This window comes from Aeromonas sp. FDAARGOS 1418, from assembly GCF_019048585.1.
Classification (GTDB): Bacteria; Pseudomonadota; Gammaproteobacteria; order Enterobacterales; family Aeromonadaceae; genus Aeromonas; species Aeromonas caviae.
Genome location: NZ_CP077387.1, coordinates 3,795,232 through 3,815,568 on the forward strand (window position 1 = coordinate 3,795,232; position 20,337 = coordinate 3,815,568).

At 61.0% G+C, this 20,337-nt stretch carries 23 protein-coding genes; 12 read left to right on the forward strand and 11 right to left on the reverse strand.

What is annotated here, in order from left to right; genetic code table 11:
- The first annotated feature begins 418 nt into the window (after positions 1 to 418).
- A complete protein-coding gene (locus I6L48_RS17650) occupies positions 419 to 1,588 on the forward strand; it encodes an MFS transporter (protein WP_113070459.1) in 1,170 nt (389 codons plus the stop codon).
- Positions 1,589 to 1,649: 61 nt separating this feature from the next.
- Here I6L48_RS17650 and I6L48_RS17655 read toward each other — a convergent pair whose 3' ends face one another.
- Positions 1,650 to 1,742 carry a hypothetical protein gene (locus tag I6L48_RS17655; protein ID WP_042880999.1) on the reverse strand — a complete coding sequence of 31 codons (93 nt, stop codon included), beginning with the start codon at positions 1,740 to 1,742 and terminating at the stop codon, positions 1,650 to 1,652.
- Between the two features lie 109 nt (positions 1,743 to 1,851).
- On the opposite strand from I6L48_RS17655, the gene I6L48_RS17660 reads away from it, so the two are divergent.
- The gene (locus I6L48_RS17660; RefSeq protein WP_042881000.1) at positions 1,852 to 2,493 is read left to right on the forward strand and encodes a hypothetical protein; all 642 of its coding nucleotides are present in this window, start codon (positions 1,852 to 1,854) and stop codon (positions 2,491 to 2,493) included.
- Between the two features lie 67 nt (positions 2,494 to 2,560).
- Here the strand turns inward: I6L48_RS17660 and I6L48_RS17665 are convergent, their stop codons facing one another.
- The 3 genes from I6L48_RS17665 to I6L48_RS17675 are packed head-to-tail and all read right to left on the reverse strand — an operon-like array spanning position 2,561 to position 5,401.
- On the reverse strand, positions 2,561 to 2,674 hold the full coding sequence (locus I6L48_RS17665; protein WP_042881002.1) for a CydX/CbdX family cytochrome bd oxidase small subunit: 114 nt from the start codon (positions 2,672 to 2,674) through the stop codon (positions 2,561 to 2,563).
- 28 nt (positions 2,675 to 2,702) lie between these two features.
- The gene (gene cydB / locus I6L48_RS17670; protein ID WP_042015906.1) at positions 2,703 to 3,830 is read right to left on the reverse strand and encodes a cytochrome d ubiquinol oxidase subunit II; all 1,128 of its coding nucleotides are present in this window, start codon (positions 3,828 to 3,830) and stop codon (positions 2,703 to 2,705) included.
- Complete coding sequence (locus I6L48_RS17675) at positions 3,830 to 5,401, reverse strand: cytochrome ubiquinol oxidase subunit I (protein ID WP_042881004.1); 1,572 nt, start codon at positions 5,399 to 5,401, stop codon at positions 3,830 to 3,832. Before I6L48_RS17675 ends, cydB begins: the two co-directional genes overlap by 1 nt.
- Before the next feature lie 120 nt (positions 5,402 to 5,521).
- Between I6L48_RS17675 and I6L48_RS17680 the strand changes: the two genes are divergently transcribed.
- Positions 5,522 to 6,970, forward strand: a complete 1,449-nt coding sequence (locus I6L48_RS17680; RefSeq protein ID WP_042881005.1) for a PLP-dependent aminotransferase family protein — start codon at positions 5,522 to 5,524, stop codon at positions 6,968 to 6,970.
- A 26-nt stretch (positions 6,971 to 6,996) separates the two neighbouring features.
- On the opposite strand, the gene I6L48_RS17685 is transcribed toward I6L48_RS17680, so the two are convergent.
- Positions 6,997 to 7,455, reverse strand: coding sequence for a GNAT family N-acetyltransferase (locus I6L48_RS17685; protein WP_042881007.1), 459 nt, complete (start codon positions 7,453 to 7,455; stop codon positions 6,997 to 6,999).
- Positions 7,456 to 7,616: 161 nt separating this feature from the next.
- Complete coding sequence (locus tag I6L48_RS17690; protein WP_042015902.1) at positions 7,617 to 8,267, reverse strand: tellurite resistance TerB family protein; 651 nt, start codon at positions 8,265 to 8,267, stop codon at positions 7,617 to 7,619.
- 173 nt (positions 8,268 to 8,440) lie between these two features.
- Between I6L48_RS17690 and I6L48_RS17695 the strand changes: the two genes are divergently transcribed.
- The 3 genes from I6L48_RS17695 to I6L48_RS17705 all read left to right on the forward strand — a co-directional run bounded on the left by I6L48_RS17695 (position 8,441) and on the right by I6L48_RS17705 (position 9,636).
- Entirely contained in the window at positions 8,441 to 8,908 is a 468-nt protein-coding gene (locus tag I6L48_RS17695; protein WP_010674201.1) for an acyl-CoA thioesterase, read from the forward strand.
- A gap of 84 nt (positions 8,909 to 8,992) precedes the next feature.
- Positions 8,993 to 9,148, forward strand: coding sequence for a pleiotropic regulatory protein RsmS (gene rsmS, locus I6L48_RS17700; protein WP_010674200.1), 156 nt, complete (start codon positions 8,993 to 8,995; stop codon positions 9,146 to 9,148).
- 20 nt (positions 9,149 to 9,168) lie between these two features.
- Complete coding sequence (locus tag I6L48_RS17705) at positions 9,169 to 9,636, forward strand: GyrI-like domain-containing protein (protein ID WP_102948229.1); 468 nt, start codon at positions 9,169 to 9,171, stop codon at positions 9,634 to 9,636.
- Between the two features lie 16 nt (positions 9,637 to 9,652).
- Here the strand turns inward: I6L48_RS17705 and I6L48_RS17710 are convergent, their stop codons facing one another.
- The gene (locus I6L48_RS17710; RefSeq protein WP_029314296.1) at positions 9,653 to 10,495 is read right to left on the reverse strand and encodes a LysR family transcriptional regulator; all 843 of its coding nucleotides are present in this window, start codon (positions 10,493 to 10,495) and stop codon (positions 9,653 to 9,655) included.
- A 115-nt stretch (positions 10,496 to 10,610) separates the two neighbouring features.
- On the opposite strand from I6L48_RS17710, the gene I6L48_RS17715 reads away from it, so the two are divergent.
- Together I6L48_RS17715 and I6L48_RS17720 are read left to right on the forward strand one after the other, a co-directional pair.
- Positions 10,611 to 11,120 carry a nucleoside deaminase gene (locus I6L48_RS17715; protein ID WP_041215485.1) on the forward strand — a complete coding sequence of 170 codons (510 nt, stop codon included), beginning with the start codon at positions 10,611 to 10,613 and terminating at the stop codon, positions 11,118 to 11,120.
- A complete protein-coding gene (locus I6L48_RS17720; RefSeq protein ID WP_049636792.1) occupies positions 11,113 to 12,345 on the forward strand; it encodes an MFS transporter in 1,233 nt (410 codons plus the stop codon). Before I6L48_RS17715 ends, I6L48_RS17720 begins: the two co-directional genes overlap by 8 nt.
- Positions 12,346 to 12,431: 86 nt before the next feature.
- On the opposite strand, the gene rluF is transcribed toward I6L48_RS17720, so the two are convergent.
- Positions 12,432 to 13,445 (reverse strand): 23S rRNA pseudouridine(2604) synthase RluF, encoded by a 1,014-nt coding sequence (gene rluF, locus I6L48_RS17725; RefSeq protein WP_010674196.1) that lies wholly within the window; start codon positions 13,443 to 13,445, stop codon positions 12,432 to 12,434.
- A 571-nt stretch (positions 13,446 to 14,016) separates the two neighbouring features.
- Between rluF and gdhA the strand changes: the two genes are divergently transcribed.
- Both gdhA and I6L48_RS17735 read left to right on the forward strand, forming a co-directional pair.
- Entirely contained in the window at positions 14,017 to 15,360 is a 1,344-nt protein-coding gene (gene gdhA / locus I6L48_RS17730; protein ID WP_216987549.1) for an NADP-specific glutamate dehydrogenase, read from the forward strand.
- Between the two features lie 143 nt (positions 15,361 to 15,503).
- Positions 15,504 to 15,707 carry a DUF3955 domain-containing protein gene (locus tag I6L48_RS17735; protein ID WP_216987550.1) on the forward strand — a complete coding sequence of 68 codons (204 nt, stop codon included), beginning with the start codon at positions 15,504 to 15,506 and terminating at the stop codon, positions 15,705 to 15,707.
- Between the two features lie 24 nt (positions 15,708 to 15,731).
- On the opposite strand, the gene I6L48_RS17740 is transcribed toward I6L48_RS17735, so the two are convergent.
- On the reverse strand, positions 15,732 to 16,100 hold the full coding sequence (locus I6L48_RS17740; protein WP_216987551.1) for a VOC family protein: 369 nt from the start codon (positions 16,098 to 16,100) through the stop codon (positions 15,732 to 15,734).
- A 223-nt stretch (positions 16,101 to 16,323) separates the two neighbouring features.
- On the opposite strand from I6L48_RS17740, the gene I6L48_RS17745 reads away from it, so the two are divergent.
- Entirely contained in the window at positions 16,324 to 16,719 is a 396-nt protein-coding gene (locus I6L48_RS17745; RefSeq protein WP_216987552.1) for a hypothetical protein, read from the forward strand.
- A 58-nt stretch (positions 16,720 to 16,777) separates the two neighbouring features.
- On the opposite strand, the gene I6L48_RS17750 is transcribed toward I6L48_RS17745, so the two are convergent.
- Complete coding sequence (locus tag I6L48_RS17750) at positions 16,778 to 17,269, reverse strand: very short patch repair endonuclease (protein WP_216987553.1); 492 nt, start codon at positions 17,267 to 17,269, stop codon at positions 16,778 to 16,780.
- Between the two features lie 116 nt (positions 17,270 to 17,385).
- On the opposite strand from I6L48_RS17750, the gene I6L48_RS17755 reads away from it, so the two are divergent.
- The gene (locus I6L48_RS17755) at positions 17,386 to 18,795 is read left to right on the forward strand and encodes a DNA cytosine methyltransferase (RefSeq protein ID WP_272939143.1); all 1,410 of its coding nucleotides are present in this window, start codon (positions 17,386 to 17,388) and stop codon (positions 18,793 to 18,795) included.
- 73 nt (positions 18,796 to 18,868) lie between these two features.
- Here the strand turns inward: I6L48_RS17755 and I6L48_RS17760 are convergent, their stop codons facing one another.
- Positions 18,869 to 20,290, reverse strand: coding sequence for a type II restriction endonuclease (locus I6L48_RS17760; protein WP_216987554.1), 1,422 nt, complete (start codon positions 20,288 to 20,290; stop codon positions 18,869 to 18,871).
- Between the last annotated feature and the right edge of the window lie 47 nt (positions 20,291 to 20,337).

The following is a 20,337-nucleotide window of genomic DNA, read 5'->3' on the forward strand; positions in this document are numbered from 1 at the left end:
CCCCAGCCCTTCTCCCGCCAGGGGAGAAGGGAGCAAATAAGGCTCAATGACATTCTTCAGCACCAGCGGGAGGCACAATGCCTCCCGCTTTTTTTGTCCCCAATACCGCGCGTCACCGCCGCCCGAGTCCTCCTCCAACACCTTCCCTCAATCCTTTACCTCTTACCTCATTTCTCTTTCCTCTTTTCTCTCTGTCCCGGCTCGCTCTGCACGGGTTGCCGCCGTGCGCGTTGTCTCTGCACCCACCTCGCGCGCTACGGCCGCTCTTGCCGCAGTTGCCTCGGCCACTCCCACTTCCACGGCCCCATTGCTGCTGATTTGGCAAAAGTAATTTGACGTTGCCGTCATTTTTACCAACAAACACCCTCGGCATACTGGCGCCATTCTCCCGTCGGGAGTCCCAATCCAAGGAGTTGTTATGCCACTGGCGTTATTTGCCCTCACCTTAAGTGCCTTTGCTATAGGCACCACCGAATTCGTGATCGTGGGGCTCATCCCCACCATCGCTGAGCAGCTCAATGTCTCGCTCCCCTCGGCGGGCCTTCTGGTCAGCCTCTATGCCCTTGGGGTGGCCATCGGCGCCCCCGTGCTCACGGCCCTCACCGGCAAGCTGCCGCGCAAGTGGCTGCTGGTGGGACTGATGGCCCTCTTCACTGTCGGCAACCTGCTGGCCTGGCAGGCCCCCGGGTACGAGAGCCTGATTGTGGCCCGCATCCTCACCGGGCTGGCCCACGGGGTCTTCTTCTCGGTAGGCAGCACCATCGCCACGGGTCTCGTGGCCAAAGAGAAGGCGGCCAGCGCCATCGCCATCATGTTCAGCGGCCTCACGGTCGCCCTGGTGACCGGCGTCCCACTTGGCACCTGGATTGGTCAGGTCTTTGGCTGGCGCGAAACCTTCCTGGTGGTGAGCCTGCTCGGCCTCGTCGCCATGGTGGGCAGCATGCTGCTGGTACCGGGGAACCTGCCGAAGGGGGCCGCCTCCAGCGTTCGCGAGCAGCTCTCGGTGCTCACCAGGAAGCCCTTGCTGCTGGTCTACGCCAAGACGGCGCTCGGTTACGGCGGTGCCTTCACGGCGTTTACCTTCCTCGCCCCCATCCTGCAACAGGTGAGCGGCTTTAGCGCCGGCGCGGTCAGCCTCATTCTGCTGGTGTACGGGGTATCGGTCGCCGTCGGCAATATCTGGGGCGGCAAGCTCGCCGACCGGATGGGCCCGCTGCCTGCGCTGAAGCTGCTGTTCGCCGGGCTCGCCCTGGTGCTGCTGGTGCTCACCTTCACCGCACCGCACCCGGTGCTGGCGGTACTGACCGTGCTGGTGTGGGGCGCCTTCGCCTTTGGCAACGTGCCGGGTCTTCAGGTACTGGTGGTGAAACAGGCCGAGCGCCACACCCCCAATGCCGTGGATGTGGCCTCCGGCCTCAACATCGCCGCCTTCAACGTCGGCATTGCGCTGGGCTCCGTGGTCGGCGGTTTCGTGGTGGAGCACCTCGGCCTGATGCACACACCCTGGATTGGCGCCCTCATCGTGCTGCTGGCCTACGGCCTCACCCATGTCAGCGAAGCGGGCGAGCGCCGCGCCGCCCTTGCCTGACCCCGGGCAAGCAAAAGGCCGACACCCTGTGTCGGCCTTTTTCATGGGCAAGATGCGAGGCTCAGGGCTCCTTGATATCCTCATCGGCGGCCCAGCGCGCCTCCAGCCAGAGCAGATTGACCAGCCCGCAGAGCAGGGCAAACCCCAGCCCCATAAATGCAACCAACTGGTTTATATTAATTTTTTCATACTTGGTGCGAATGGAACACCAGAAGAGGTAACCTAACGGAGGACTGCATTTATAACACTGGAGAGGTCTTGGGATGGATTGGGCAGAAGGATTGGTAACTGCTGGCCCCACTTTGATTGCGGGCTTAGGTGGCGCGCTTATTGGTGGGTGGTTGACCAGAAAAGCAACCATTGAGGGGATTAGGCAAGCCCACAAGCTTCAACAAGAAGCAGCAGATAAGGCAGAGGAAAATCTAATCCACGGCTTCATCTGGTCAGTTTATGAAGAGCTTTCGGTACTCAGGGATGCGTACATGACATCAGTGGGAATAGATGTAGAAACCAGTCAACACGACGAACCATTAGTATTCGTGTATCCAACACATGATGGATTCTTTGCGGTCTACAACAACAGCTCACATATGGTTGGCAGAGTGAAAGATGGCGAGTTAAGACGAAAAATCATCTCAACTTACACACACATGAAAGACTTGCTGGACAGCTTTGAACAGAACAACACGCAATGCTTGGAACTTGTGAATCACCAAAAATATTACATTGGGAATGAAGAGAAATATGACCCCAAAATTAAGGAACGACTTCTAGAGATGATGGGGTCATATGCAAACGGAATAAGAGAACAACACCGTAGTACAAAAGCGATTCTGGACGATCTCTTAACATACATCGAAGAGAACACTTCCAAACCTTCACTTCAGCAATCAGAAGATAAGTAACATAAACACTAGATGCAGAAAGGCCGACACTGGGTGTCGGCCTTTTTCATTGGCAAGATGGCACGGCTCAAGACTCCTTGAGATCCTCGTCCGCGGCCCAGCGCGCCTCCAGCCAGAGCAGGTTGACCAGCCCGCAGAGCAAGGCGAACCCCAGCCCCAGCAACCAGGTGAAATACCACATATCGCGTTGATCCTTGTGTTGAAGCGGATTAGTAGAGGCTGTGGCCGTGCTGGCGCACCTGTTCGGCGCTGACCCTGCCGCGCACCACCCGGTAGACCCAGAGGGTGTAGCCGATGTTGACCGGCATCAGTACCCCGACGATCCCCAGCATGATAAGCAGGGTGCGCTCGCTGGAGGTGCTGTCCCACAGGGTCAGGCTGCTGGCCGGATCCAGGGACGAGGGCAGCACGAAGGGGAAGAGCGCGATGGCCACGGTCAGCATCATGGCGGCGCAGGCACCGCCGCTGGCAACGAGTGCCAGCCCGGACTTGCCGAGGCGGCTTGCCAGCGCGCACACCAGGGGCAGCAGCAGCCCGAGCACAGGCACGGCCCAGAGCACCGGATGGGCGACAAAGTTGCCAAGCCAGCCTGCCGGCACCGCCACCACCTCTTTCATCAGCGGAGTGAGGGCGCCGTTGAGATCGCCGATGGCCGTGATGCGATACCCCGCCATCTCCCCAAGCCAGACGCCGCCAAGGGCAAAGAGGGCGCTCGCCAGGGGGCCGAGCCAGAGGGCGAGGCGGGCGCTGCGCGCCGCTATGGCCCCCTGGGTCTTGCACTGCAGGAAGCTGGCACCGTGCAGCAAGAGCAGCGCCAGCGCCGTTCCCATGGCGGTCAACAGCAGCGGCCAGTGGAACGCAAAGGCGCCATAGTGGATGCGAAGGGCCGCATCGAAGCGAAACGGCAGCCCTTGCAGCACCAGGCCAAGGGTGGCACCAAACACCAGGGTCGGCAGCAGACCGCCCACCACCAGGGCGCGGTCCCACCAGCGGCGCCAGACCGGGTCCGGCAGCTTGCTGCGATAGTCAAAGCCCACCGGTCGCAAAAAGAGACCGAACAGCAGGAACATGAAGGGCACGTAAAGCGCCGAGAAGGCGGCGGCATAGACCAGGGGCCAGGCGGCAAACAGGGTGCCGGCACCGGCGATGAGCCACACCTGGTTGCCCTCCCACACCGGCCCCACGCTGTTGAGCAGCACCCGCCGCTCGTCATCCGTCTTGCCGACCACGGGCAGCAGCATGCCAACCCCGAGATCGAAGCCATCCATCACCACGAAGCCGACCAGCAGGAAGAGCACCAGCCCCCACCAGATCACTTTCAGGGTTTCGTAATCCATCAGGCAGGACTCCCGTTTTGCAACACTTCACCTTGATAACGACCCGTCTGCAGGCTGGCAGGCCCTTTGCGGATCACATGACGCAACAAGAACAGCTCCACCACCAGCAGACTGCTGTAAATGAAGAAGATGGCGATGAGGCTGAACCAGAGCTGCCCCGGTTGCAGCAGGGAGACGGAGGCCGACACCGGCAGCACGTCGCTGATGGTCCAGGGCTGGCGACCGAACTCCGCCACGAACCAGCCTGCCTCGATGGCAATCCAGGGCAGCGGAATAGACCAGAGCAGGGCCCTGAGCAGCCGCGGAGATTGCACCAGCCTGCCCCGGCACAGTTGCAGGAAGGCGGCGGCAAAGAGCACCAGCAGCGCCACGCCGATGCCCACCATCAGGCGAAAGCTCCAGAACAGCGGCGCCACCTGGGGGATGGAGTCCTCCACCGCCTTGGCGATGGCCCCCTCGTCCGCCTTGCCAATCTCCTTGGCATAGGGGGTGAGCAAGAGGCCGTAGCCCAGATCGCCGCGGTGGCGCTCGAAGGTGGCGCGGGCCGCCTGGTTGCTGCCATCTGCCCGCATCGCTTCGAGCGCCTCGTGGGCCAGCATGCCGCTGCGAATGCGCGCCTCGTGCTGCGCTTTCAGATCTTTGAGCCCCGTCACCTGCTCATCCAGGGAGCGGGTGGCGATGATGCCCATCAGATAGGGTATCTTGATGGCCGCATGGGTGGTCTCGGCACGCTGATCCGGCAGGCCGAACAGGGTGAAAGAAGCCGGGGCGGGCTCCGTCTCCCACTCCGCCTCGATGGCGGCGAGCTTGACTTTCTGCACCTCCCCCGAGCGATAGCCCGACTCGTCCCCGAGCACGATGACAGAGAGGATGGCCGCGAGGCCAAAGCCCGAGGCGATGGCAAAGGATCGCAGGGCGAAGCGCACCTCCATGCCGCGCAGCAGATACCAGCTGCTCACCCCCATCACGAACAGGGAGGCCGCCACATAGCCTGCCGCCACCGTGTGGACAAACTTGACCTGGGCCACCGGGTTGAAGATGACCGCGGCCACATCCACCAGCTCCATGCGCATGGTCATGGGGTTGAACTCGGCGCCGACCGGGTTTTGCATCCAGCCGTTGGCGATGAGGATCCAGAGGGCGGAGAGGTTGGAGCCGAGCGCCACCAGCATGGTCACCAGCAGGTGCTGACCGCGGGAGAGCTTGTCCCAGCCGAAGAAGAAAAGGCCCACCAATGTAGACTCGAGGAAGAAGGCCATCAGCCCCTCCACCGCCAGCGGCGTGCCGAAGATATCGCCGACATAGTGGGAGTAATAGGCCCAGTTGGTCCCGAACTGGAACTCCAGGGTGATCCCGGTGGTCACCCCCATCACGAAGTTGATGCCAAACAGCTTGCCCCAGAAGCGGGTGATGTCCTTGTAGATCACCTTGCCGGTCATCACGTAGGCCGACTCGGCGATCACCAGGATCCAGGACAGCCCCAGGGTGAGGGGCACAAACAGAAAGTGGAACATCGCCGTCGCCCCGAACTGTATTCGGGAGAGGCTGACCACATCATCCAGGCTTATCATGCATGACTCTCTATGTTGCATTTAACGGACAGGTTTTCGCCCGCCAAGTACACCATGGTCCATGACACCTATAACAGATGCAGTTATAGTGAAAAACACCTATAACAGTTTGGGCCCACCATGTCCCGCTACGGCCAGTTGGCAGACCAGCTGCAACAGCAGATCACGAGCGGCCTCTGGCAGCCGGGGGAGCGCATCCCCTCCATCCGCCAGAGCTGCAAGACCCATGGCCTCAGCCCCATGACGGTGCTCCAGGCCTATCAGTTGCTCGAAAGCCGGGGCCTCATCCTGGCGCGGCCCCAGTCCGGCTACTACGTCAAGGCCGCGAGCACGGCCCGGCGGGAGAGCCAGCCCCAGCAGGCCCGCTACAGCGGCTCGGTGGACATCAACGATCTGGTGTTCGAGGTGCTGCAGGCGAGCAAGTCACGGGAGCTGGTGCCCCTTGGCATGGCGGTGGCGGACCCCACCCTCTTCCCCCACCCCCAACTCGGTCGGGCCCTCGGCAGTTGCATGCGCCGCCTCGATCCCTTCAGCACGGTGGCAGATCTGCCCCCCGGCAACGAGGCACTGCGCCGCGCCATCGCCCGGCGCTACGCCGGCGAGGGGATGGCGGTGGATCCCCAGCAGATCATCATCACCACGGGGGCCATGGAGGCGCTCTCCCTCAGCCTTCAGGTGCTGACCGAGCCCGGCGACTGGGTGGTGGTGGAGTCCCCCACCTTCTACGGCGCCCTCCAGGCCATCGAGCGGCTCAAGCTCAAGGTGGTGGAGATCCCGGTGATCCCCGGGGTGGGCATCGATCTCGCCCTGCTGGAGGAGGCCCTCGCACAGCGCCCCGTCAAGGCGTGCTGGCTGATGGGCAATGTCCAGCACCCCCTCGGCCATACCATGCCGGATGAGCACAAGCAGGCGCTGATGGGGCTGCTCAACCGCCATCAGGTCCCCCTGGTGGAGGATGACGTCTATGCGGAGCTCTATGTCGGGCGCGAGCGGCCAAGGTCCATCACCCATTGGGATGCGCGGGGAGAGAGCCTGCTGTGCGGCTCCTGGACCAAGTGTTTGGCGCCGGGCTTTCGGGTCGGCTGGGTGGTGGCGAAGCGCCACGCCGAGCGCATCCAGCGGCTGCAACTGATGTCGACGCTCTCGACCAATGTGCCCAGTCAGCTGGCGCTGGCCGACATGCTGCGCCAGGGCGGGGTGGACGCCCACTTTCGCCGCCTGCGCCACACCCTGGCCCAGCGCCAGCAGCAGATGCGGGCGGCCCTGATGCGCCTCTTCCCCGAGGCGCGCATCTCCTCCCCGGACGGAGGCTACTTTCTCTGGCTCGAATTTGACGCCCGCCTCGATGGCCGGGCGCTCTATGCCAGCGCCATCGCGCAGGGCGTCTCCATCGCCCCCGGGGCCCTCTTCTCCAGCCAGGGCCAGCACAACCACTGCCTGCGCCTCAACAGCTCCCACCCCTGGAGCCCGCAACTGGACGCGGCGCTCAACCGGCTTGCGGACCTTATAGCCCGGCAACGGGAAACCTGGCAGAGCCCCCCTGACGCCTCACACGACAAGGGCCCGTAACGGGCCCTTTTGCAAGCGAATGCGCCTTATCTGGCCATGGTCTGTGACTGGGCCTTGAAACCCAGTCGCTCGTAGAGGGCCCTGGCCCGCTCGTTGAAAGCCATCACCTCCAGGCGCAACTGGCTTGCGCCCCGCGCCTTGCCCCACTGGTCCCCGTGGGCGATCAGCGCCCGACCGATGCCCCGGGAGCGGAGCCCCTCATCCACCACCACGGTCGTGATGCGGCAGACGGGCAGCTTGCTGAGAAAGGGGACGCTCTCGTTGAGGTCGATGCGGGCGGTGAGAAAGCCCGCCACCTCTCCCGCCACCACCGCCACGCAGAAAAGACGCGCCTCGTCGGCAATGGCGCCGAGCAAGAAGGCCCTGTCCTCCGGGGACGGGGGGCAGAACACCTCGGGCACCTGCTCGAAGTGGAGCTGACCTATCTGCTGGTTCAGGGCCAAAATAGCGTCGATATCCTGTTCAGTTGCCTTGCGAATGTCCACCTGATGCTCCTTGCAGTGAGGGTCGCCAGCGAGGAAAGAGGCTCGGCGGTCACCCTTTGGAACCCGCATCTTATCGGCTCGTCACGGCAATCAACAGCCCCCCCGGCAACGACAAGGCCCCATGACGGGGCCTTGTGGACAATCCTGATGGCAATGCGGGATCAACCCGGCGCCCCCAGCTGGGCCACCTGGCGCTCTATGCTCCCCTTGAGGTTGTCATCCAGCTTCAAGGCCCGCGCCAGCTCGTCCAGATAGCCGCGCTCCATGAAGTGATCCACCTCAATGGTGAGCAGGGAGGCGAGGTAGACCTCGGTCGCCAGCTCCATGTCGGTCACTTCTCGCGCCAGGACATGGGGGTCGAGGGGGCGGGAGAGCTCGGCGTCAATCCAGCGGGCCGCATCCCGCTCCCCCTGTTCGGTCAGGTACTCCTGGATCTTCTGGCGCTCGGCGGCATCGATGTGGCCGTCGGCCCGGGCCGCCGCCACCATGGCGCGCACCAGCAGGTTGGCGCGGGCATCCAGGGCCTTGCCCTCCAGGGTGTCCAGGGGCTGGGTCGGCTGGGCCGGGGTGGACTGCTGGGTCTGCCAGTCCTGATAGAGCTTGTAGGCCAGCCCCCCGAGGGCTGCCGCCCCCCCCACCGCCGCCACCTTGGTGCCATATTTGCGCATCTTCTTGTTGCCAAGCAGCAGCGCCATGGCCCCGGCGGCCAATCCCCCCTGCGCCATGCCCTTCATCTGGGCCTTGCGCGTGTCACCACCGTCGTTGAGCCAGCCCTTGCCAGCTCCCATCAATTGCTCCAGCATCTGTTTCATGGGGCCTCCTCCCTCGCGTGATGAGTCATGCTGGGCCGCCTGCGCTGAACTCAAGGTGAATGACGGCGCAGACAAGAAGAGGCGCTGGTTGGATCAGTGTCGGCCCCGCCCGCTGCTATTGTCCCCGGGGGACAGCCAAGGAGTCCCCCCTTGCCTCGACATAAGGAAGTACCATGAGCGCCCGTGAACTGACCCTGCAATTTCTCGCCGAACCCGCCGACGTCAACTTTGGCGGCAAAGTCCATGGCGGCATGGTGATGAAGTGGATTGACCAGGCCGGCTACGCCTGCGCCGCCGGCTGGTGTGGCGGCTATGCCGTCACCGTCTATGTGGGGGGCATCCGCTTCTTGCGCCCCATCCAGATAGGCCAACTGGTGGAGGTGCACGCCAAGGTGATCCACACCGGCACCACCAGCATGCACCTGGCGGTGGATGTCTACAGCCGCCACCCCACCGACCCGGAGCGGCGCAAGACCACCCACTGCATCATCATCTTCGTGGCCATGGACGAGCATGGCAAACCCACTCCGGTGCCCCAGTGGCAGCCGGTGAGCGAGAGCGATCTGCAGTTGCAGCAGTACGCCAAAAAGCTGATGGCCCTGCGCGAGGAGCTGGACAAGGAGATGCGCCAGCACATGTGACCTGTCCCGCCCCGGGCAGCCGGGGCGTGTCTTCGCGCCGCCGGGCGCTATAATGGCGACCACCCTTGCCCTTGAGAACCCAAGATGTCCCTGGAAAATGCCCCCCCCGAGGTCCAGCTCGCGGTGGATCTGATTGAACTGCTGGAAACCAACCACATCGCCCCCGCGCTGGCCCTGGCGGCACTCGCCATCGTTCGCCGGGATTATGAGCGCAAGCTCGAGGAAGGTCGGGAGGCCTGAGCGCCCCCGCAGGAGGCACCATGTCAGCCCCCATTCGCATCGAACAAGGCCGCGCCATGCTCCTCGGGGGGTTGCGCCGTCACCACCCCTTCGAGCAGGGGGACTTCGCCGGCCAGTGGCGCGACCTCAGCGCCCTGCTTCCCCTGCCGGGGCAGCTCGGGGAGCACGCCTATGGCGCCATCTGCGCCGCCACCGACACCCACTGCGAATACCTCTGCGGGGTGGAGGTCGCCGCCCTGGAGGTGCTGCCTCCCGGGCTTGGCCGCATGCGCATCGCCCCCCAGACCTACGCCATTTTCTTGCATCAGGGGCATGTCGCGACCCTGCCACATACCTGGAGGCAGGCCCTGGCGTGGCTCGCGCAATCGGACTATCAATCTGCCCAGCAGCCGGATTTCGAGCGCTACGGCGCCCGCTTTGACGCCGCCACCGGCAGCGGCGAAGTGGAAATCTGGCTCGCCGTGGTACCAAAACAGGCCCTGGCCTGACCCCTGACCGCCCGGGCTACCTCGGCCCCATCACCTCGTCACAGAGCGCGATCAGCGCCTCCCCCAGGCGGGCGAGGGGCTCGCTCGTGCCCGGCCCCTGGTGCAGGGCCAGCTCCACCGAGCGCACCGCAGGCCAGTGAGCCAGCACCACCTGATCCGGTTGCAGCAGGCGCGCTGGCAGCAGGCTGACCCCGATCCCCGCGCTCACCGCCCCTTGCAGGCTGGCGAGACTGCCGCTCACGTAGGCGATGCGCCAGGGGATCCCCTCGGCATCCAGGGCGTCGGTCATCTGGCGCCGGTAGAGCCCCTCGCTTGGAAACACCACCAGAGGCAGGGGGTCGCGCCCGGCGGCGGGCCACTCCCGGCTGTCAACCCAAGCCAGGGGCTCGCGCCAGCGGGCGATGGGCTCCCCCTGGCCGCGCCCCTGCTTGATGAGGGCCAGATCCAGCTCTCCCCCTTCGAACGCCTGCCACAGGGCATGGCTGAGATCGCTTTGCACCTCCAGCCGCACCTGCGGGTGCGCGCGGGCGAAGGCGGCCAGCACCGGGGTCATGGCCCCCGCGGCAAAATCCTCCGGCACCCCGAGGCGCAGGGGATGGCTCGCCTCGCTCACCCGCTCCCCCGCCCGGGCCAGCAACCCCAGGATGCGGCGCGCCAGCCCGAGCAGGGTCTCCCCCTGGGCCGTGGTCACCACCTGGCGGCCGGATCGGTCGAGCAGGGTGCAGCCCAGCTGCTGCTCCAGGCGGCGCATCTGCTGGCTCAGGGTGGACTGGGTGAGGTGGATACGCTCGGCGGCGCGGGTAAAGCTGCCGGTTTCGACGATGGCGACGAAGCTCTGCAGCAATTGGGGGTCCAGCAGGGGGCGCTCCATGGGCAATCTCCATTTATAAAACCACTGGAAGTCATTTTATCATTTAATTTCCAAATGATGCGGCGACCCTCTAGGCTGCTGTCCTCCCCCTTTTTGCCAGGATATGACCATGCCACCCCCTTCCCAGTCCGGTGCCCGCCTCCTCAACTCCCTCACCGCCGCCTCGGCCCCCAGCCATCAGGAGTGGCTGGAGCAGGCCCTGCACCTGGCCCTGACCCATCGCCAGCAAGGGGGGCGCCCCTTCGCCGCCCTGCTGGTGAGGGAGAACCGGCTGGTGGCGAGCGCCGTCAACCGCATGCTGGAGGCGGGGGACCCCACCCGTCACGCGGAGCTGGAAGCGCTGCGGGAAGGGAGTCGCCAGGGGCCGCTGGCAGGGGCCATCGTCTATGCCAGCGGGCACCCCTGCCCCATGTGCCTGTCGGCCCTGGTGATGAACGGCATCCAGGCGGTCTACTACGCCTTTGACAACGACGATGCCGCCCCCTTCGGCTATGACAGCCGCGCGGCCTACGCGGCGCTGCGACTGCCGCTGAGTCCGCCGCCCCTGCCCCTCATCAAGCTGGCGAGCCCCATCGCGGCCGAAACCCTCTACGGTCCCCTGCCCCATGCATAAGCGCCGCCTCCCCCCGGGCAGCGGCGCCTTGCTGGTGCTGGTGATCCTCATCGCCCTCAACTTGCGCCCCTTCCTCACCGCCATCGGCCCCCTGGCCCCTCGCATCGACGCGAGGCTGGCCCTCGGGGTAGATACCCTGGCCTGGGTCACCCTGCTGCCCCTCTGGCTTATCGGGGTCGGCGTGCTGCTCACCCCGGCGCTCCTGGGTCGCACGGGCCCGCGCCCCCTGCTCGGGACGGCCCTGCTGCTGCTCGCCCTTGGCAGCGCCCTGCGCGTCGATCTCGCGAGCGGCGCCCTGCTCATCGCCAGCGCCGCCCTGTGCGGGCTGGGCTCGGCCCTGGTGCAGGGGGTGCTGCCCGGCCTCATCAAGGAGGGGTTCGCCCAAAAGGTGCCCCTGGTGATGGGGATCTTCTCCGCCTGCATGATGGGGGGCGGGGCGCTCGGGGCCGTGCTCACCCCGCGCCTTGCCGAGTATCTGGACTGGTCTCGGGCGCTGGCGCTCTGGGGCCTGCCGGTGCTGCTGGCCCTCGGCTGGCTGGCCTGGCGGGTGCCCCTGCCCGCCCCGGCCAGCACGCCCGCCCCCACCGGGGAGCAGCGGCTGCTCCCCCTGCCCCGCACCTGGCTGCTCATCGCCTGTTTTGGCATCATCAACAGCGGCTACGGCATCGTCGTGGCCTGGCTGGCCCCGGCCTACATGGCGGCGGGCTGGAGCGCCCAGCAAGGGGGCGAGCTGGTGGCCTGGCTCGCCCTGGCCCAGACCGCGAGCGGCCTTGGCCTGCCTCTGCTGGCAGCCGGTCGGCTGGACCGCCGCCCCTGGATGGCGCTGGCCATCGCCATGCAGCTGGCGGGCTTTGGCGGCCTCTGGCTCGCTCCCCAGACCGCCCCCCTGCTCTGGTGTTTGCTGTGCGGCGCCGGGCTTGGTGGGAGTTTCTCCCTCATCATGGTGATTGCGCTGGATCACCTGCCCGACCCGCGCCGGGCGGGCGCCCTCTGCGCCCTGATGCAGGGGGTCGGCTTCATGGTGGCGGCTACCGGCCCCTGGGTGGCGGCCCGCCTGCACCATGCAAGCGGTGACTTCGCCGCCGCCTGGCAGTGGCAGCTCGGCGCCCTGGTCCTGATGAGCCTGCTGGTGGTGCGTCTCAACCCGCGCCACTACCCAAGGGCCATGGGCCTGCCCCCGGAGCAGGCCATGGCTGTGCAGACGGCAGGCCACAAGCCTGCCTGATCCGGCGAGCACCGGCCTTGGGGGCCAGAAAGCACAACACCGGCCTTGGCCGGTGTTGTTCATCAGGGTGCGGGAAGGCTTCGCGCTCAGCGCCCCTTCTTCTGGCGCCCGCCCTGCCCTGGCCGCGGTTTGCCCGGGGCGGGTTTGCCCCCCTTGCCGGGCGCGCTTTTACCTGCTGCCCCTTTGCTGGCAGCCCCTTTGCCCGCCCCGCCCTTGCCTGCGGGGCTCTTCTTCTCGAAGGCCTCGGGACCCGGCACATTGGGGCGCCCGCCAATCTCGTGATCGTCGCTGCGCCGCGGCTTCTTGCCCTGGGCCGGGGTGCCGGCCGCAGCCGCCTTGGGCTTGGCAACCTGAGCCCCCTTGGCCGGTTTGGCCTCGGAGGAGGAGTCCTCAATCAGCTTGAACAGCTCGATCAGCTCGTCGTCGGTGAGGTCGCGCCACTCCCCCACCGGCAGCCCCTTGAGGCTGACGTTCATGATGCGGATGCGCTCGAGCTTGGTCACCTCGAAGCCGAAGTGCTCGCACATGCGGCGGATCTGGCGGTTGAGCCCCTGCACCAGGGTGATGCGAAACACGAAGGGGGCCTCTCGCTTCACCTTGCACTTCTTGGTGACGGTGCCGAGGATGGGCACCCCGGCCGCCATGCCCCGGACGAACTCGTCGGTCACCGGCTTGTCCACGGTCACCAGGTACTCTTTCTCGTGATCGTTGCCCGCCCGCAGGATCTTGTTCACCAGATCCCCGTGGTTGGTGAGGAAGATGAGCCCCTGGGAGTCCTTGTCGAGGCGACCGATGGGGAAGATGCGGGTGCTGTGGTTGACGAAGTCGACGATGTTGTCCTTCTCCCCCGCCTCCGTGGTGCTGACGATGCCCACCGGCTTGTTGAGGGCGATGAAGACCAGGCTGTCGGCTTCGCGCGGCTCGATCACCTGACCGTTGACCTTGACCAGATCCCCGGCAAACACCTGATCCCCCACTCCGGCCCGCTTGCCGTTGATGAAGACGTTGCCCTGCTCGATGAAACGATCGGCCTCACGACGGGAGCAGATGCCGCTCTCGCTGATGTATTTGTTCAGGCGCATGGATTCATCGGCCAGCATGGGTCACCTCCCGGGTCGGATGGGCCTTGAGAATGGCAGGCTGGATCAGCCGCGCTGTGGTCGGGTTCGTCTGCATACAACTCCATGAAATAAGGGCCTGCGCCCTGCATGTTCGGCAAAAAACGCCGCTACAGTAGCACATTGCACGCGCCCGCGCCCGGCCCCGTCGCACCCTGGCTGCTGGCTCACAGGGGGTGCTGCCCCTGATGCAGCAGCAGGCCCCCCATTATCCAGCGTGCGGTGACGCCGCGGCCCTGATTGGGCTGCACCGCGCACTCCCCGCCTCTTTTCACTTCATGGTGCTCACTTCATGGGCCGGGCACCCGCCGCCGAAGATAGGGTGCGGCCTTCGGCAGATAGCCAGATGATCTAACGCTTGATATTTATCCAGCAAAAATGCATAAAAAGATTTTGGTCATCGCGAATTATCTGCTCTGACCCGCCGACGACGGGAAATGACACCCCCATCGGGGCGCAACAACGGGCCCCTTGAGCCCCGCGAACCCTGAAGACGGGCATGATCCCCTCTCTGGCAGGACGCCACTTTCATCATTCACGACAGGAGTTAAAGATGAGTCATTCCCTCTCCCAGGAGGCCTTCCTGGCCCAGGTCGCCAGCCGCAACCCTCACCAGCCCGAGTTCATCCAGGCCGTGAGCGAGGTGATCGCCTCCATCTGGCCCTATGTGGAGCGCCACCCCCGCTACCTGCAACACGGCCTGCTGGAGCGACTGGTGGAGCCCGAGCGCCTGGTGCAGTTTCGGGTGAGCTGGGTGGATGACCAGGGCCGGGTGCAGGTGAACCGCGGCTACCGGGTGCAGCACAGCTCCGCCATCGGCCCCTTCAAGGGCGGCATGCGCTTCCACCCCTCGGTGGATCTCTCGGTGCTGAAATTCCTCGCCTTCGAGCAGACCTTCAAGAACGCCCTCACCACCCTGCCCATGGGCGGCGGCAAGGGGGGCAGCGATTTCGATCCCAAGGGCAAGAGCGAAGGAGAAGTGATGCGCTTCTGCCAGGCCCTGATGCTGGAGCTCTATCGCCACCTGGGGGCCAACACCGACGTGCCGGCGGGCGACATCGGGGTGGGCGGGCGCGAGGTGAGCTACATGGCGGGCATGATGAAGAAGCTCACCAACAGCGCCGAGTGCGTCTTCACCGGCAAGGGACTCTCCTTTGGCGGCAGCCTCATTCGTCCGGAAGCCACCGGCTACGGCCTGCTCTACTTTGTCGACGCCATGCTGGCCCATCGCGGCCAGTCCCTCGATGGCCTGCGGGTCTCGGTGTCGGGCTCGGGCAACGTGGCCCAATACGCCATCGAGAAGGCGATGGCCCTCGGCGCCCGCGTCATCACCGCCTCCGACTCCGGCGGCACCGTCTATGATCCGGACGGCTTCACCCCCGAGAAGCTGGCCCGTCTGATGGCGCTTAAAAACGAGCAGCGCAAGCGGGTCGCCGATTACGCCCATGAGCTCGGGCTCGAGTTCTTCAGCGGCCGCACCCCCTGGCACCTGACGACCGACGTCGCCCTCCCCTGCGCCACCCAGAACGAGCTGAATGCCGAAGATGCGGCGCAGCTTATTGCCAACGGCGTGCAGCTGGTGGCCGAGGGGGCCAACATGCCCTCCAGCGCCGCCGCCATCCGTCTCTTCCACGACGCCCGGGTGCTGTTCGCCCCGGGCAAGGCGGCCAACGCCGGCGGGGTTGCCACCTCGGGCCTCGAGATGAGCCAGAATGCCCAGCGCCTCTCCTGGACCCGGGAAGAGGTGGACGCCCGCCTCAAGGGGATCATGACCAGCATCCACGCCACCTGTGTCCGTTACGGTCAGGATGCTGACCATGTGAACTACGAAAGCGGCGCCAATATTGCCGGCTTCGTCAAGGTGGCCGACGCCATGCTGGCGCAAGGGGTCTGCTGAGCGCCTTGGCCCGGGGCTTACCCCTCAACACAACGGCAGCCCTCGGGCTGCCGTTGTGTTTGGTGCCTGGCGCGACTTCACACTCTCTTCACCCAGGCATGAAAGTCTCCCATCCGTTCCATCTCGCTGACGAGGATAACAAGATGACGATGAAAATAGGTGCCCTGCTGATCCTGGCCGGGCTCGGCTGCTTTGTGGCATTCAACCTGCTGGGCTCCACCCTCGATGCCCAGGGCTTCCTGCACGAGCCCTTTGCCCTGCTGCCCCTGGGCTATCTGCAGCTCTTCACCGGCATGGTGCTCACCGTGATCCCTCTGCTGCGCAAGGGGCGCACCAGGGAGCAATGACACAAACCGCAAGGTGCCAGGAACTCAGCAATAGCGGCTGATCTCGATGAGGTTCCGATCCGGGTCCAGGCAATAGACCGATTCGATGGGACCACAGGCACCGCTTTTCATCACTGGCCCCTCCACGATTTCGACCCCCTGGCTCGCCAGCTGGGCCATCACCTGATCCAGGGGCCAGCGGGTGATGAGGCAGAGATCCCCCGACCCCACCTGCGCCCGGTTGCGCACCTCGTCCCCCAGCAACTGCAAATTGATCTTCTGGTTGCCAAAGCGCAGCGCCCGGCGCCCCGCCCCGAAGGTGATGGGCTCCATCTTGAAGGCGCCGCTATAAAACGCCACCGCCCGCTCAATGTCGCTGACCGTCAATACCAGATGGTCGATATGACTTATCATGCTTGCTCCCTGTCATGGTGATTGCCGCACCATCATACCCAGTTCCCTTGGCAGAGACTGTGCCTTGGCCCGCAAAGCCCCCCCACCAAGCGGTTCCTTCAAGAACCGTGAACTTTGAATGCCCCTACTAGATTGACAAAAAGCCTCACATGGTGCCTTATCTTGATGCGAGCATCATACCGATACCCTTGAAATCAGTTCTAAGAAAAATAGAGGAACCGACATGTCTATCAAACCGATCAATTTCAGTGCCTCTTGTGTAAAAACATTATCAGCAGTTGAAGTTGATACATCACGATCCAATCAACATGAATTTAATGGGGTAGCTCAACTCAAACGATTATTCGGTGCCAATAAGGTAGAAATGTTGGCATCATTTTCCACTAGAGGCTCTGATGAAACAATTTGCTCAAAATTAACATGGTATGATGCAAGAGAATTACACCCAACCCGTTCAGAATATCGCCTTTATTTTCAAACCAATCCTGTCATGAGTCAAGCCAAGGCTGGTGACAATATAATAATTGGCTTTGACCCTAAAGGGAATATTCACTGCGAGCTAATTTCTCAAGGCAGCGTTGGATACCAAAAAACACCAAAATGGCTCATCTTAAAATAGATATCTTATACAATCATCAAGCACTTGGTCGGTCATGGCCCCCACCCTCTGACCGGCACTAATTTTTAGTTGACACCATATTAACAAGACTCAATTCTTCCCCACCTGAAATGTCTCCGTGACAGTCACTTTCATACAACCACCAGGATATAACATTTATCAGTCTCTCATGATCATGGCGTTTTTTTCCTTTTAAAGCACACTCCCAAATTGTCAGGCTTTTAATTCCTAGAGCTGTCCACTCATGAAGATGAGCCTGATCTCGCCTCTGATTTTCCTCAATCTTGTCCCTCCAGAAAGCCTCACGGCTACGTGGCCATTTAAACAGATGACACATATGCCCATGCCAGAAACAGCCATTTACCTCTATCACTGCTTTCCAACGTGGTAACCAGATATCGGGAGTGCCGGGTAAGCACCGATCATGAAGACGATAACGAAAACCAGCTTGGTGCAGAAGCTGACGGACTTGCATCTCCGGTTTGGTGTTGACGCTTTTGATGCCAGACATGAAACGGCTTCTAGTCTCTACATCCACAATATCAGCCATATAGAACCTCGTTTGAAGCTGATGATGGACACTGTGTTTTTTTACAGCTCCAGCATTCTCTCTGGGTAAAATGAGTGATAAGATTTCGACAACAGCAACACGCTCCAGATTTGGATATGAAACACTCAACAATGCCCGTTTACAACACCCCTGAAGAAGACCAAGCATTCTATGCCCAACGCCAGGCCGAAGATCGACGGCTGATGGAGAAGGTCCTCGACATCTACGATCAAAAACAAATTGCTGAAAAATTGCGCACGCAGGGCGATAACGAATGGACTCGTGAGTCACTGAATCGGTGGCTACATGGCAAGATCGAGCAAAAGCCACTGACCCATGCTGAAACCGAGATGCTAAAGGGGCTGATACCCTCTCCCCCCAAGCATCACGGTCACTACAATTTCAAATTTATTGACCTGTTTGCCGGTATCGGTGGCATTCGTAAAGGTTTTGAGGACATTGGTGGTCAATGCGTCTTTACCAGTGAATGGAACGAACAGGCTGTCAGAACTTACAAAGCCAACTGGTACTGTGACGAAACTGCACACAAATTCAATTCCGACATCCGTGAAATCACCATGCCGGACAATGACGATCGTGATTTTGTCTATGCCCACATAGATAAAGAAATTCCAGATCATGACGTACTGCTTGCCGGATTCCCGTGTCAGCCATTCTCATTGGCAGGTGTATCCAAAAAGAACTCTCTTGGACGCGCTCATGGATTTGAGTGCGAAGCTCAGGGAACCTTGTTCTTTGATGTGGCTCGTATCATTGATGCCAAAAGGCCAACAGCTTTTGTGCTTGAGAATGTAAAAAACCTGAAAAGTCATGACAAAGGCAACACATTCCGGGTAATCAAGGAAGCATTGACCGAGTTGGGATATTGGGTTGCAGACCTGGATGTCAATGGCTCAAAAGACCCTAAAATTATTGATGGGAAACATTTCACCCCCCAACACCGAGAGCGTATTGTTCTTGTCGGTTTTAGAAAGGACCTCGGTCTACATGAAGGCTTTACTCTGAATAATGTGGCAGCATTCTATCCTGAACAGAAAATTACTTTTTCAGATTTGCTTGAGCCTGAAGAACAAGTAGACCCCAAATACATTTTGACACCCAAGCTGTGGTCATATCTGTATGAATATGCCAAGAAGCACCAGGCTAAAGGCAATGGTTTTGGCTATGGTTTAGTCAATCCTGATAACCCCTCAACAGTGGCCAGAACCTTGTCCGCACGTTATCACAAGGATGGTTCTGAGATCCTGATTGATCGAGGGTGGGACATGGCGTTAGCAGAGACCGATTTCAATAATGAACAAAACCAACAGAATCGCCCCCGCCGTCTTACCCCCAGAGAGTGCGCAAGACTGATGGGGTTTGAGCAACCAGGAAAATACGATTTCAAGATACCGGTCTCTGATACACAGGCTTATCGCCAATTTGGCAACTCAGTTGTTGTGCCGGTGTTTGCAGCTGTCGCAAAGCTAATGTGGCCATTTTTGATGAAAGCAGAAAAAAAATAATAATGTAAATCGCGCCGGGATCAATACTGCCGGAAAATATTGTACATCCTGATGTCGGCGCGATTGATATAAATCATTTCAAGTAGCCTCTGTTTTTCCATAGCTCCCCTCTTTTTTCGCAGATCTCATCGTCGAAAAAAGTTCTGAAAGAAAGGACATTCGGCTCACTCTTATAGTCAGTCATATTGGAGTTTTTCAGGCTCTCTGGAACAACGAGACTGATACCTTGTGATTTCATATCTATAATCGCATTCTGTGCGATATTTTCATCAACGGTGGCGAGAAAGAGATCGCAGTTTCGAATTTCACCGCCAACCTGTTTCCATCGTTCCCGCAGAGTCGTCTTTGCACTAAGCACAAGGGTTTCGGTATGAGTTCGTGTGGTATCTTCGTAAAGAACCTGACTCGGAAGGATAAAATCGGGACGCTTTTTAGCCTCCAGTACAACTTGTTTATCGAATGGTATTCCCCCGTCTTTCATCATCATCTCGATGTGGTGTTCGAATGAGTATCCAGCACGGGACTTTCTCTGCTGGGCTGCGGATAAGAGCATCGCATCTATTTTCGGGAAGTTTAGAACGATAGCCCGGAGAGCCTTTTCGATGTCCACTTTAGCGGGGTCGTCCCCGAGAATAATCCGAATCAGCTCTATGGACCTGATTTTGATCTGAAGATCCTTGAAAATCTCATATTCTACATGCCGACTGATCGTCCGCAGGGCATCCCCTGGTTTATCCACCTTGTATGGATTTAGGTTATGAAGACCATTCTGGGTCAGATATTGCCTTCTAGCTGTCTGAGCAAGTTCAACTGTCGTCGGCATGTGCGAGTAGCGCGAAATGAGGGCTGGAAAAGATCCATCGAAGAATGTTCTGACCACTTCATCGATGAACGAAACAGCTTTTTCCTCCCTCTCCTTGCGGATGAAGGAGAGTACGAAAATTCCTGAGACAAAATCTGGAGCAAGCGAAAGTAGATTGTGAACGAATTCATATTCATCACTATCGGAGTCAACGACCATCGCGCGATAACGCCCGTCTCGTTTACCGATGATAAGCAGGGATGCAGGGGATGCGTCGCGGAACGGAGGCTTCGGGAGTCGAGTTAAATGGGTCTCTTCTTTTTTGCTCCTGTAGTTAACCAATCGGGCTATTTTGTTCTCTCCGACTGTTGGCCATTCGATTTCAATGAAAGCCTCATGGATCTCGGCAGCACCATCATCATCTCTGTTTTTTTTACTCAACCGAGGGAAAAAATCACTGTCCCTTTCTTCTACGTTGACATAGACCCCTCCCTGATGCTTATTCGGATGTCTGGCCCAGTCTCGGTCGTTCAGAGATAGTTTTTTGGCGAAGAGAGACTCGCTTTCATCCAGCAAAGTCTCAAGAAGCCCAGAGGGCTCTTCGGATTCGGAGAATAGATCGAACATGTATCCCGAGGTGTGATGTTTTTTAGTCATAACAGAATGATACAGAACGCTAAATTGTCCGTCCATAAGTGGGCTCAGAAAGAGCTTCAGCTTCTATCTGGGCTTATATTAAT

Bases quoted from the DNA above. Each gene is read 5' to 3' on its own strand.
- I6L48_RS17650 (WP_113070459.1), top strand. From the start codon at position 419: ATGCCACTGGCGTTATTTGCCCTCACCTTAAGTGCCTTTGCTATAGGC.
- I6L48_RS17655 (WP_042880999.1), bottom strand. From the start codon at position 1,742: ATGGGGCTGGGGTTTGCCCTGCTCTGCGGGCTGGTCAATCTGCTCTGG.
- I6L48_RS17660 (WP_042881000.1), top strand. From the start codon at position 1,852: ATGGATTGGGCAGAAGGATTGGTAACTGCTGGCCCCACTTTGATTGCG.
- I6L48_RS17665 (WP_042881002.1), bottom strand. From the start codon at position 2,674: ATGTGGTATTTCACCTGGTTGCTGGGGCTGGGGTTCGCCTTGCTCTGC.
- cydB (WP_042015906.1), bottom strand. From the start codon at position 3,830: ATGGATTACGAAACCCTGAAAGTGATCTGGTGGGGGCTGGTGCTCTTC.
- I6L48_RS17675 (WP_042881004.1), bottom strand. From the start codon at position 5,401: ATGATAAGCCTGGATGATGTGGTCAGCCTCTCCCGAATACAGTTCGGG.
- I6L48_RS17680 (WP_042881005.1), top strand. From the start codon at position 5,522: ATGTCCCGCTACGGCCAGTTGGCAGACCAGCTGCAACAGCAGATCACG.
- I6L48_RS17690 (WP_042015902.1), bottom strand. From the start codon at position 8,267: ATGAAACAGATGCTGGAGCAATTGATGGGAGCTGGCAAGGGCTGGCTC.
- I6L48_RS17695 (WP_010674201.1), top strand. From the start codon at position 8,441: ATGAGCGCCCGTGAACTGACCCTGCAATTTCTCGCCGAACCCGCCGAC.
- rsmS (WP_010674200.1), top strand. From the start codon at position 8,993: ATGTCCCTGGAAAATGCCCCCCCCGAGGTCCAGCTCGCGGTGGATCTG.
- I6L48_RS17705 (WP_102948229.1), top strand. From the start codon at position 9,169: ATGTCAGCCCCCATTCGCATCGAACAAGGCCGCGCCATGCTCCTCGGG.
- I6L48_RS17715 (WP_041215485.1), top strand. From the start codon at position 10,611: ATGACCATGCCACCCCCTTCCCAGTCCGGTGCCCGCCTCCTCAACTCC.
- I6L48_RS17720 (WP_049636792.1), top strand. From the start codon at position 11,113: ATGCATAAGCGCCGCCTCCCCCCGGGCAGCGGCGCCTTGCTGGTGCTG.
- rluF (WP_010674196.1), bottom strand. From the start codon at position 13,445: ATGCTGGCCGATGAATCCATGCGCCTGAACAAATACATCAGCGAGAGC.
- gdhA (WP_216987549.1), top strand. From the start codon at position 14,017: ATGAGTCATTCCCTCTCCCAGGAGGCCTTCCTGGCCCAGGTCGCCAGC.
- I6L48_RS17735 (WP_216987550.1), top strand. From the start codon at position 15,504: ATGACGATGAAAATAGGTGCCCTGCTGATCCTGGCCGGGCTCGGCTGC.
- I6L48_RS17740 (WP_216987551.1), bottom strand. From the start codon at position 16,100: ATGATAAGTCATATCGACCATCTGGTATTGACGGTCAGCGACATTGAG.
- I6L48_RS17745 (WP_216987552.1), top strand. From the start codon at position 16,324: ATGTCTATCAAACCGATCAATTTCAGTGCCTCTTGTGTAAAAACATTA.
- I6L48_RS17750 (WP_216987553.1), bottom strand. From the start codon at position 17,269: ATGGCTGATATTGTGGATGTAGAGACTAGAAGCCGTTTCATGTCTGGC.
- I6L48_RS17755 (WP_272939143.1), top strand. From the start codon at position 17,386: ATGAAACACTCAACAATGCCCGTTTACAACACCCCTGAAGAAGACCAA.
- I6L48_RS17760 (WP_216987554.1), bottom strand. From the start codon at position 20,290: ATGGACGGACAATTTAGCGTTCTGTATCATTCTGTTATGACTAAAAAA.